This is a genomic window from Luteimonas salinilitoris (assembly GCF_041300785.1).
GTDB classification, from domain to species: domain Bacteria; phylum Pseudomonadota; class Gammaproteobacteria; order Xanthomonadales; family Xanthomonadaceae; genus Luteimonas; species Luteimonas salinilitoris.
In genome coordinates, this window is the sequence record NZ_JBFWIB010000002.1 from 768,527 (window position 1) to 778,889 (window position 10,363).

Annotated in this window: 12 protein-coding genes; 6 read left to right on the forward strand and 6 right to left on the reverse strand. The window is 63.6% G+C overall.

Annotation, left to right across the window (positions count from 1 at the left end; all coding sequences use genetic code 11):
* Positions 1-16: 16 nt before the first annotated feature.
* The 5 genes from AB5T46_RS06695 to AB5T46_RS06715 all read left to right on the forward strand — a co-directional run bounded on the left by AB5T46_RS06695 (position 17) and on the right by AB5T46_RS06715 (position 3,949).
* Positions 17-760, forward strand: coding sequence for a hypothetical protein (locus AB5T46_RS06695; RefSeq protein WP_370563076.1), 744 nt, complete (start codon positions 17-19; stop codon positions 758-760).
* 241 nt (positions 761-1,001) lie between these two features.
* Positions 1,002-1,544: a hypothetical protein gene (locus tag AB5T46_RS06700; protein ID WP_370563077.1), complete on the forward strand. Its 543-nt coding sequence runs from the start codon at positions 1,002-1,004 to the stop codon at positions 1,542-1,544.
* Between the two features lie 101 nt (positions 1,545-1,645).
* The gene (locus AB5T46_RS06705; RefSeq protein WP_370563078.1) at positions 1,646-2,422 is read left to right on the forward strand and encodes a hypothetical protein; all 777 of its coding nucleotides are present in this window, start codon (positions 1,646-1,648) and stop codon (positions 2,420-2,422) included.
* A 70-nt stretch (positions 2,423-2,492) separates the two neighbouring features.
* The gene (locus tag AB5T46_RS06710) at positions 2,493-3,104 is read left to right on the forward strand and encodes a hypothetical protein (RefSeq protein WP_370563079.1); all 612 of its coding nucleotides are present in this window, start codon (positions 2,493-2,495) and stop codon (positions 3,102-3,104) included.
* 53 nt (positions 3,105-3,157) lie between these two features.
* Positions 3,158-3,949, forward strand: coding sequence for an NRDE family protein (locus tag AB5T46_RS06715; protein ID WP_370563080.1), 792 nt, complete (start codon positions 3,158-3,160; stop codon positions 3,947-3,949).
* Positions 3,950-4,107: 158 nt separating this feature from the next.
* Here AB5T46_RS06715 and AB5T46_RS06720 read toward each other — a convergent pair whose 3' ends face one another.
* Entirely contained in the window at positions 4,108-4,617 is a 510-nt protein-coding gene (locus tag AB5T46_RS06720; protein ID WP_370563081.1) for a hypothetical protein, read from the reverse strand.
* A gap of 138 nt (positions 4,618-4,755) precedes the next feature.
* Between AB5T46_RS06720 and AB5T46_RS06725 the strand changes: the two genes are divergently transcribed.
* On the forward strand, positions 4,756-6,174 hold the full coding sequence (locus AB5T46_RS06725) for an alpha/beta hydrolase family protein (protein ID WP_370563082.1): 1,419 nt from the start codon (positions 4,756-4,758) through the stop codon (positions 6,172-6,174).
* A 333-nt stretch (positions 6,175-6,507) separates the two neighbouring features.
* Here AB5T46_RS06725 and AB5T46_RS06730 read toward each other — a convergent pair whose 3' ends face one another.
* The 5 genes from AB5T46_RS06730 to AB5T46_RS06750 form a co-directional block, all read right to left on the reverse strand.
* Entirely contained in the window at positions 6,508-6,945 is a 438-nt protein-coding gene (locus AB5T46_RS06730) for a hypothetical protein (RefSeq protein WP_370563083.1), read from the reverse strand.
* 14 nt (positions 6,946-6,959) lie between these two features.
* Positions 6,960-7,157 (reverse strand): PspC domain-containing protein, encoded by a 198-nt coding sequence (locus AB5T46_RS06735; protein ID WP_370563084.1) that lies wholly within the window; start codon positions 7,155-7,157, stop codon positions 6,960-6,962.
* Between the two features lie 94 nt (positions 7,158-7,251).
* A complete protein-coding gene (locus tag AB5T46_RS06740; protein WP_370563085.1) occupies positions 7,252-8,337 on the reverse strand; it encodes a class III poly(R)-hydroxyalkanoic acid synthase subunit PhaC in 1,086 nt (361 codons plus the stop codon).
* Between the two features lies 1 nt (position 8,338).
* A complete protein-coding gene (phaE, locus tag AB5T46_RS06745) occupies positions 8,339-9,571 on the reverse strand; it encodes a class III poly(R)-hydroxyalkanoic acid synthase subunit PhaE (protein WP_370563086.1) in 1,233 nt (410 codons plus the stop codon).
* Positions 9,572-9,635: 64 nt separating this feature from the next.
* Positions 9,636-10,256 (reverse strand): CDP-alcohol phosphatidyltransferase family protein, encoded by a 621-nt coding sequence (locus AB5T46_RS06750; RefSeq protein ID WP_370563087.1) that lies wholly within the window; start codon positions 10,254-10,256, stop codon positions 9,636-9,638.
* Positions 10,257-10,363: the final 107 nt, after the last annotated feature.

Here is a 10,363-nt window from a genome sequence, read left to right on the forward strand (position 1 = left end):
AAATAGATTATAAAGTATGAAGACTGTGTCAATAACAAATAATTACGCAGCATTAATGGCTTTATTACTAACACCAATCTTGTTCGTTGCGTGTGAACAATCGCGCTCTACTAGTGCATCCCCAGCATTGACTCACGACCCAAGCTCAGCTATTGGCGCCACAAAAACTCATGCCACAGAAGGGCCTGCGCAATACGGTAACGAGCTAAAAGAGCATGAGAATAGCAAAAATTATATAATCTACGACATAGACATTGATGATGATGGATCACCAGACAAAGTCGTGAGTAGTGCCGTCAATAGCGGAAACGAATTGATTTTCTTTCGTCGCACAAATGATAGCTTCACCAAGGTTCTCAGTAGCATTAATTTCACTGAGGATGGAGGGAGAACCCTTGATACGATCAGCCAAGAAGTACAGGAAGGCGCGCCCAACCCAGAAGTAATATCAATCCAAACTTATTATCCAAGAGAAGAAAATTCAGCGACTCACTATATTTCATATTCTAATGAAAAATGGCTTCTAACGCGCTCCGTTTACACATTTTCTGACTGGCGTTCCGATCCTACGTCCCATTACTCTTGCGAAGTATTGCAGGGAACACCGATGGATGCGCTTCTTTCAAATGATGCAGCTTCCAGTATCAAGCAACCACCCGAAGACCCAGAGAAGACAAGTGAATGCCAGCGCGTCAGCGCGAATAAAAAAGCTGAGCTAAAAGGAACGGAGGCAACTAAGTCACCAATACTTGCCCCTTAATTCCCTCCGCCACTTAGCTCGGACTTCAAAATGAAAATCACAACGCCATACTAATGACCATAACGATTAGCACCTGCCCGTCAACCCGACCTGCGGGCTCGGAAAACAAGACAGACGAAATAAATTCCGCTCACTCTACAGATGAGCACGAAGGCACCAAGTCTGAATTGTGTGCCAGGAACGCGTTAGGATGCTCCAATTAGCTCAGCAAATTAGGCCAAGGGCCCAAAGAGGCAACCCGGTGAAGAAATTCTTGCTAGTTCTGGCACTCCTGTTAACACTTGTCGGCATAACCAACGCCGATGACAACCGGGAAAATTCAGCGACTTCGATCGCTTCACCGACGTTAAGGGTCGATTTCCCGTCCCTTAACTCTCTCATCCAGTTCTTCTACGTCGAACGGATCGACCGCGATCCGAGCATTGAAATGTACTTGACCAGCCAGGCAGACGCCACCCCGAGATCCTACTACCTAGGGAAAATAGAACCGGAAGGCGGCCCGCCCAATATTGAATCGGTCTTTACCATGGACGTAGACAGAGATGGGCGCAAGGAATTGCTTGTTCTTGCGCGTTTGGAAGTGAGGCATTCTGGATTGCAAACATCAGGTAACTACTTCAGGACTTATGTTTACAAGGCCAATGCAAGCAGTACGGATTTTTCCCGACTGAAAGATGTCGAGGAAAAGATCGGGGAAGGCCTGGACGGCACACGCGAGGGAGAAAAGGTCCATTATCGTTACCGAGACGCGGCAAGTATCCGCAAGCTTCTTAGCAGAAGATAGATTGCCTCTCATGGACGCCCTGCTCAGCCAGCCGAAAAAAAACTAGTGGACGATATGAGCACACAGCATCAGTAACGAATGATTGATGGCTGATGCCAAGAATGCCCTCGAACCTCTCCCTGCTGGTCCCGTCCGCTCTCTCCATTTTCCTGCTGAGTTGTCAGGACGTCACGACTCGCGGAAATAGGGGCTCGCTACCCTCTCCTTCATGGACCGCGTCTGCTCCTTCACGGACCGCGTCTGCAGTCGAAGACGAAGAAACCCACGTCGCGCAGGATCTGGGCAGGATCAAGGAAATCGCCATTGCGAAGGACATCGTCGCAAATCATGGCTCGAACTTTATCTACATCGATGGACCTTCAGAAGGCAGATACGTAATTGTCCACGAGACATTCTCGTCCCGCTCGAAATACAAGACGATTACGCCGATCGTCAGCGTCGAGCAGGACGACCTCCTCATCGATTGCAGCTATGTGAGATCCATCACGGACATGACCACCGTATCGGTCGGGACCTACTGCAGAGGCCGATCCGATGCATCCATCGAGTCTATAGATCACGCTATCAGCGACGAGCACTTGCTCACGTACTCCTCGTCCCTACCGTGGCTCGGTGAAGCAAGCAACTCTGCCGACTGCGAGCATCCATCAGGCCTGGCTTACGCAGGGCATTACATTGTCAGATGCAAGACGGGAGAAGACGATGAAATGACAGGAAACTTATCCATCAAGTTTCTTTCACCAGACTATCGTGTGATCTTTTCAATCGCCGGATTCGAATTTGCGCCTACAACCGCGGAGGCCAACCAGAAAACATTGACTTTCTGGGGGCTCAACAAGAGCTCGCATCACGAGATCGCCGTGAAGACGCTCCCTTGAGGATCTTTTCTCTGTATCTCTCTACTGAACAGAGCATATTGCCTTCGCTTTATCGCACGCATCTAGGTGCATGACCATGAAACTTCCTGTAAGCGCGCTGGCTGTGCTCGTGTTGGTCGCCTGCACACCGGTTGCGCGATCAGATGGACACGCGACCGGAAAGGATATTACTCGACGCATGGATCCTTGCTCGACGGCTGACCATGAAATTCGGATGGCAATTGAAGTCGGCGATGATCGACACGCCAGCATCTGCCGCGCGGATGGCGTCGGGGACTGTCTCTATAGCTTCGAACTCGGGAAGACATTCATACACGCCAATCTCGACCTGAACTTTGACGGCCGGGAAGATTATATGATCAAGGATTTTTCAGGCGCCTACGGCATGCACGACGTCGTGCACTTTATGGGATTCGCAAGCTGTCCGGGAGGATTCAGCGTCAAGGTACTCGACGATTTCTTCACTGATGTCCGGCCGAGAGAGGCCAGGAAAACCTGGGCCGATCTGCAGGTCAGCCGGGCATGCTTTGATGAAGGCAAAGGCGAAACCGGGACGCGAAAGTACACCGTTGCGTTCGATTCGGCGCGCTCGGCGTATGGCCCTCCGGATGGAAATCCGGCGCTTACGGAATACTGCGGCCCTGAGGAGCTTGCTCTGCCGCTGACGCCGGCCCATGAATGAACAAACCGAGAAGGTCGCCTCGCTTCCTCGGCGACCGGGCTAGGATGTACTCCATGTGCCTGATCGCCATCGCCTGGAACATCCATCCCCGCTTTCCGCTGGCCTTGATCGCCAATCGCGACGAGTCGCATGCGCGACCGGCTGCGGCAGCCGAAGCCGACCCGGAGGCACCGGATGTCTACGGTGGCCGGGATCTGGTGGGAGGTGGAAGCTGGTTGCAAGTGTCGACACGAGGGCGGCTGGCGGCGGTGACGAACGTCAGGGACGGTCTTGCGGCGGAGGCGGCGCCGCGGTCGCGCGGATGGCTGGTGCGGGATTTCGCGCGTGGCGACACACCGGCCGGTCAGTACGTCGAGGCGTTGCAGCCTCTCGCGCACGATTACGGGCGCTTCAACCTGCTGGTGTGGGATGGCGATGCCCTCGCCTTCGCCAGCAACCATCCGCCCATGCATGCGCCGGTGGCGCCCGGCGTCCACGCCATGTCGAACGGCGCTTTCGACGCGGCCTGGCCCAAGAGCGGGCATGCGACCCGGGCGTTGACGGCCTGGCTGGAATCGCTGCCGGACAGCGCCGATCCCGCAAATGATCCCGATCTGATCGAACCGCTTTTCGCGGCCCTCGCCGACACGGCCACCGCGCCGGACACGTCGCTGCCGGACACCGGCATCGGGCTGGAACTGGAGCGGGTGTTATCGCCGCCCTTCGTCCTGGGCGAAACCTACGGCACGCGCTCGAGCAGCGTGGTACTGGTGGAACGCGGGCGGATCGTGTTCGCGGAACGGCGTTTCGGACCGAATGCCCGGGCGTTGGGCGGGTCGGTGGCGGCACTGACACGCACGACGTGACAAGCGCTCGTACGTGCCGGCCGGATGACTCGAAGACCCGTCCCGCACGAAGCTTGTTTTCCCGAAAACGGTGACGCTTCGGATCCGTGCAACGCACGCGCAGATTCGACCGGACAACCTGCCTGGCGATGCGAGTCGGCCGGGCAGCGCCAGCCACCTCAGGGCGAGGTCGCGGTACAGCGGATCGGTGCGTCGTTCTCGAGGCTTTGTTCCCAACCGTTGCCGCTTCGATAGGCCACCGTGCCGTTGATGCAGGTGGCGTTGTTGCCGTCGCGGCGGGCGCTGAGCGGCCCCGGCAGTTCCTGAAGCGCACTGGAGGCCGCCGGCACCAGGACGGCATCGACTTCAGCTCCACCCGGGTCGACACCGGCCGCAGCGTCCGACGGCTGTGTGGCGTTGACTGACTCGGCCCGCGGGCTGCTCGCGGCATCCTGGTCGGCAGCGTCGAGGTCCGGGCCCGGCGATGCCTCACCATTTTCGGCGAAGGGCGAGACACCCGGCTCGGCCGCATCGGGTGGCGCAATCTCGGCAATCGGTGCGTCGTGCCCGGCGAACACCGTCACCACCGCATAGCGGATCGCGTCGGCGGCAAGCACGCCGACGATGACGGCCAGCGCGATCGGGACGAAGAAGGACCAGGGCGGAGTGTCGTCGCGGAACCCGCTCATGATGCTGCCCTCTTCTTGAGGAAGCTCGAGCCTAACGCATCCAGTGACCTTCGGCACCCGCAAATCCTTTCTTTCGGCACAGGATGGGCACTCTGCGGAACGTTAGTCTGGTGCCCTGGCCCGCTCGCATTCATGCCCATGCCGACCCGACTGCCCGCCTCTGCCCTGATCGCCATCGCCGCGGTTGCGGCCGCCCTGCTGCTGGGCGGCTGCGCCGATCGCGACGCCACCACCACGCCCCTGCCCGAGGCCATCGCCTGCCAGGCCGGCGCCTGGCGCATGGAGAGCGGCGAAATCCTGTCGCTGTCGCCGGTCGAGGGCGGACTGCGCCATCGCCTGCTCGACGGACGCAGCGGCCTTTTCGAGACATCCGGCGACGACGCGGAACTGTCGGCGCGCAAAGGTTGGCGCGAGCACGGCCCTGCGGTGGCGACGGCGACGTTCGAGCCCTGCGACGCCGGCACCATGCAGTTCCGCATCGATGGCGGCCCATCGGGCAAGGCGGAGAAGATCGCGTTGCCGACGCAGGACACGCGCTTTCGCAGCGGCGACCTGACGCTGCGCGGACGCCTGGTATTGCCGGCGGACAGCGACGCGCCGGTCCCGCTGGCGGTACTCGTGCACGGTTCGGAGCGCTATTCCGCGGTCGACATCTATCCGCTGCAGTACCTGCTTCCGGCGCAGGGCGTGGCCGTGTTCGTCTACGACAAGCGCGGCACCGGCGGTTCCGAAGGCGAATACACGCAGGATTTCCGCGTGCTCGCCGATGACGCCGTCGCGGCGCTGGAGGAGGCGCTGCGGCTGGCGCCGGACGGCTTCTCGCGGACCGGCTACGCGGGCGGAAGCCAGGGCGGCTGGATCGCCCCGCTGGCGGCGTCGCGTTCCCGCGTGGACTACGCCGTGGCGATGTTCGGCCTGGCCGAGGGCGCGCTCGCCGAGGATCGCGAGCAGGTCATGAACGACCTGCGCGACGCCGGCCACGGCGAGGACGTGCTGGCCAAGGCGCGGGAGGTGACCGATGCGACGGGACTGTTGATGGCTTCGGGGTTCACCCGGGGCTTCGACGAACTGGATGCCGTGCGCCGCGCCTACGGCGACGAGGCGTGGTTCGGCGATATCCGCGGCGAGTTCACCGGCAGGATCCTGGAGTTCCCGGGCTGGATGCCGCAGTGGGCCGCGCGACGGATCGCGATGCGCTACGACGTCGGCACCAGCTGGGATTACGAGCCGCTACCGGTGCTGGCCGAACTGGCGGTGCCGCAGCTGTGGATCATCGCCGCGGAAGACCGGGAGGCGCCGAACGCCGAGACGCTGCGCCGCCTGCGCGCGCTGCAGGCGCAGGGGCGGCCAGTCGACCTGGCGGTATTTCCCGAGACCGACCACGGCATCTACGAATTCGCAGAGGAGGACGGCGAGCGGATCCTGCTGCGGCACCCGGAGGGCTATCTGCGCCTGCTGGCGGACTGGATCGAGCAACCTGTACTGCAGGGCCGCTACGGAACGGCGGAACTCGAGCCGGCGCTGGCCGCCGGACACGCGGACGCGCATCCGCAATAGGGGCAGGAGCGCATCGGTGTCTCGATGTGGGAGTGGCGGTGGCATGCCTCCCAGGGAAGTCGCGATTTCCGTCGCTCCCACATGAGCGGGAGCCGGCCCGCCCTATGTAAACAGCGCCCTGCACGCCTGTCCGTCGGGCCGGAGGTTGTACCCCACAAAAGCAGAAGGCCCAGTCTTTCGGGTTTGACCCCGATCGGCTGAGCCTTCCTTGTCGAAGCGATTGCGTCCGGCTTGCACCTTTCGCTTTTTCTTCGACGCATGCAGGTTACCGCGATGCCTGTTAGCCGGGCGTAAAACAGGGCGACCGTTCGTCGGCGACTTCATCGGTCGCCCTCACCACGGCCACCAGCCCCGGCCCGTCTGCGCGTAGCGGTCGGCGGCGCGCTCGAAGCGGTTGCGCACGCTGATGCCGCCGCAGACCAGGTACAGCGGCAGGAACAGCGGGCCGAGCGCCATGTACTGGTAGACATGGGCGCGCTCGTGGTCGCCGATCCGGACCGGCGGCTCCTCGCAGTGGCCGGCGCGGTGCGCATAGGTCAGGCACGGCGCATCGAGGGTCTCGCCGGTGTGCAGGATCGTGTTGCCGAGCGTCATCGCTCCGCCCGGCCCCCAGGGCCAGCGATGAAACACGAGCGCTACCGTGTGGGGGTCGAAATGCACGCGAGCGCCGAACGGCAGGCCGACGCTTCCGGCGATCAGGCCGAGGCCGGTGTTGGGCGCCGTCCACAGCATGCCGAGGACGCGCAGTAGCACCGACGCAGTGCGGCCCATGTGCGGCGCGGCGCTCAGTCGCCTTCCGGTATCACCAGCCACAGCACCAGATAGACGAGGATGCCCGGGAACGCCGCGGACAGGATCGACACCACCACGTACAGCACCCGCAGCAAGGTCGAGCTCCAGCCGAAGCGCCGGGCGATCCCGCCCAGCACGCCGGCGAGGACGCGGTCGTTGATCGAACGGGACAGGGTGGCAGACTGGTTCATGATCTCGCTCGCAATGGCTGCGTTGCAGACGAGTCTAGCGCGAAGGCCGGCGAGAGGCGCGTGGCAGGAAGCTCGCGCCCGGCGCCGGCGCGATTCAGGGCGCGCGCGCTGCGAGCCAGTCGTGGATCGCCGTCGGCACTTCCTTCTGCGCGCGGCCGGAAACGTAGATGCCGATGTGGCCGCCACGGAACGACAGCTCGGAATAGTCGTCGCTGCCGACCAGCCCCTGCAGCGGCCGCGAGGCGGACGGCGGGACCAGGTGATCCTGCTCGGCGAAGATGTTGAGCACCGGCATCTCGACCATGCCCAGGTGCACTTCGTTCTCGCCGATGACGATGCCGCCCTCGACGAAACCGTTGCCCTGGTAGAACTGCTTGATGAACTGGCGGAACGCCTCGCCCGCCTGGTCGGGCGAATCGAAGATCCACTTCTCCATGCGCAGGAAGTCCTCGACCGCCTTGCGGTCGTCGAGGATGTCGACCAGGCCGACGTACTTCTGCACGAACAGGCGCCACGGCTTCAGCGTCAGGTAGCACAGGTTCATCAGGTCGGCCGGCACGTTGCCGAGCGTGTCGACGAGCAGGTCGACGTCGATGCCGCGGGTCCAGTTCGACAGCATGTTGTCGTCGGTGTGGAAGTCGACCGGCGTGACCATGGTGATGAGGTTGCGCACCTTGTCCGGGTGCAGCGCCGCGTAGCACAGCGAGAACGTGCCGCCCTGGCAGATGCCGAGCAGGTTGACCGCGTCGATGCCGAACCTGCCGAGCAGGTGGTCGACCGCGCCGCCGATGAAACGCTCGATGTAGTCCTCGAGGGTGAGGAAACGGTCCGAGCGGTCCGGGTAGCCCCAGTCGATGATGTAGACGTCCTCGCCCCGCGCCAGCAGTCCCTTGACCAGCGAGCGGTCGGCCTGCAGGTCGACCATGTAGGGCCGGTTGACCAGCGCGTAGGCGATCAGCAACGGTACCTTCGCGGTCGGCGCCCGGCTCTCATCGGTATCGCCGCCGCGGAAGCGGTACAGCACCGTCTTGCCGTCGCGCCAGACTTCCTCGCGTTCGGTGGCGCCGTAGTCGACGTCGTCGACCTCGCGCAGGGTCTGCAGGCCGGCGGCGAGCTTCTGCTGCAGCCGCAAGGCGTCGTCGGCCATGGCCTTGGTACTGATGTCGAGCGGGCCGTGCATGTCAGCGCTTGCTCCTGGCGGCCTTCTTCACCGCACCGGGCGCGGGAGATGCCTTGCCGGCGGCGGCGGAAGCCGAGCGTTTGGCGCGACCGGCGGCGCGCTTGGCGGGGCTGCTCGCGTTGCTTCGCGGCGGACGCTTCGAAGCCCGTTGTCCGGTTCCGGCGGTTCGCGACGGCGTTTTCCTGGCCGCGACCGGCTTGCTCGTCGTCGTCTTCGCATTGCGCTTCACCGCGGCGGGCTGGCCGCTGCGGGCGGCGGATTTTCGCGGCTTGCCTGCCTTTGCCGCCTTTGCCGGTTTGCGCACCGCCGCGGCTTCGGGCGACGCGACCGTCGACGAAACCACCGCGTCACGCAATCGCCGCACCTGTCGTTCCAGTTCCACGATCTTGCGGTGCGCGCCGTCGAGTTCGCTGCGCGTCGGCATGTCGAACTGCCTGCACAGCTGCTCGACCTCGCGCTGCACCACACCGCGCACGCGCATCTGCGCGTTTACCAGATCCCCGTACGCCTCACGGAACTCCGGCGACAGCGCGACCTCCGCATAGGCCTCCTCGGCCGCGTCCACCCACAGGTCGAACAGCGCGCGCGGCGATTCTATCTGCAGCCCCGGCTGCTCGCGCTCGGCGAGCCGGCGCTCGAGGATGGCGTAGGCCTGCTGCGAGGCCTTCAGCATCAGCGCGTTGTAGGCCTCGGTCCGTTGCTGCAGTTCCACCTGCGCCTGCGCCAGTCGCTGCCAGCGTTCCTGGTGCTCGCGTGCGAAACCGAACGCCGGCAGCTCCAGCAGATCGCTGCCCTGCGCACGCCAGGCCTGCAGCAACGGCGCCACCTGCTCCATCCAGTGCTCGAAATCGTGCAGCCCGGGGCCGCGCATGCTCCGGAACATCTCCGGGAACGGATTGACGCCGGCAGCGCCGAGCGCACGCTTCCAGGCATCGACCACGTCCGCGGCGCTGCCGTCGCGTCCGGCGAACTGCGCCGCAACCTGCTGCATCTGCGCATACCACTGCCGCGCCTGGGCGTCGAAGCGCGCGACGACGACGTCGGCCGCGCCCGGCTGCTCCTGCTCCTGCGCCATGCGCGCCCACCGGCCGATCGCGTCCTGCAGCGCCTGCGCGCCCTGCGCGCCGGCATCGGGCGAAGCGCTGCGCAAGGCATCGCCCCAGGCGTTCCAGTACTGCCGCGCCAGGCTTTCGAAATCAGCGGCCGCGCCGCCCTGTGGTTCGCTATTCGCCATGCCGCCCTCCGGAGCTGGTTTCCGGATGATAGCAACCGGGCACGTCGTCGCCGTGACACAGCGGTCATGGCTTGGGGATGCGCACCGTCTTGCTGATCATCAGGGTCCCGGACAGGGCGTAGACCAGCACCAACGGGTGCAGTTGCCACGACCCGAGCTGCCATACCCCCAGCCACAGCTGCGCACCGATGCGGCCATGCCAGGCCAGAACCGCCAGCAGGATCACGATCGCCAGGCTGGTCGGGATCGGCGTGCCTTCGAAATACTTCACCTTGCCCGCGTCGCCGGCCAATTGCTCGGCGGTGACGTTGTAGCGCGCCAGCCGGCTGACGCCGCAGCCGACGAAGTAGCTCAGCACCACCCAGTCCCAGCCGCCCTGCAGCCCGCAGGCGTAGCCGAGCACGGCCGGCGCCACGCCGAAGGAGATCACGTCCGCCAGCGAATCCAGTTCACGCCCCAGGGTGGAGGCGACCTTGCGCCAGCGGGCGATGCGCCCGTCCAGCGCGTCGAACACGAACGCCAGCGGGATCAGCGCCATGCCGATCGTTAGGTCGCGGACCACCCCGTCCTGCAGGAAACGCATCGCCGCGAACACCGCGCCGGTGCCGCAGAACGCGTTGCCGAGGGTGAACCAGTCGGCGAGCCGGAATTCGCGCAACATCGAGAAGTGGCGGGGAGCCGACATGGGCGCGAATCCGTGAGGTGTCGCCGACAGACTGCCAAAAGCGGCGTGCGGCCGCCAGCCGCAAGAACAACCCTTTGTGGGAGTGGGGGGGGGGGGGGGGGGGGGGA

Bases quoted from the DNA above. Each gene is read 5' to 3' on its own strand.
- AB5T46_RS06695 (WP_370563076.1), top strand. From the start codon at position 17: ATGAAGACTGTGTCAATAACAAATAATTACGCAGCATTAATGGCTTTA.
- AB5T46_RS06705 (WP_370563078.1), top strand. From the start codon at position 1,646: ATGCCCTCGAACCTCTCCCTGCTGGTCCCGTCCGCTCTCTCCATTTTC.
- AB5T46_RS06710 (WP_370563079.1), top strand. From the start codon at position 2,493: ATGACCATGAAACTTCCTGTAAGCGCGCTGGCTGTGCTCGTGTTGGTC.
- AB5T46_RS06715 (WP_370563080.1), top strand. From the start codon at position 3,158: ATGTGCCTGATCGCCATCGCCTGGAACATCCATCCCCGCTTTCCGCTG.
- AB5T46_RS06720 (WP_370563081.1), bottom strand. From the start codon at position 4,617: ATGAGCGGGTTCCGCGACGACACTCCGCCCTGGTCCTTCTTCGTCCCG.
- AB5T46_RS06725 (WP_370563082.1), top strand. From the start codon at position 4,756: ATGCCGACCCGACTGCCCGCCTCTGCCCTGATCGCCATCGCCGCGGTT.
- AB5T46_RS06730 (WP_370563083.1), bottom strand. From the start codon at position 6,945: ATGGGCCGCACTGCGTCGGTGCTACTGCGCGTCCTCGGCATGCTGTGG.
- AB5T46_RS06735 (WP_370563084.1), bottom strand. From the start codon at position 7,157: ATGAACCAGTCTGCCACCCTGTCCCGTTCGATCAACGACCGCGTCCTC.
- AB5T46_RS06740 (WP_370563085.1), bottom strand. From the start codon at position 8,337: ATGCACGGCCCGCTCGACATCAGTACCAAGGCCATGGCCGACGACGCC.
- phaE (WP_370563086.1), bottom strand. From the start codon at position 9,571: ATGGCGAATAGCGAACCACAGGGCGGCGCGGCCGCTGATTTCGAAAGC.
- AB5T46_RS06750 (WP_370563087.1), bottom strand. From the start codon at position 10,256: ATGTCGGCTCCCCGCCACTTCTCGATGTTGCGCGAATTCCGGCTCGCC.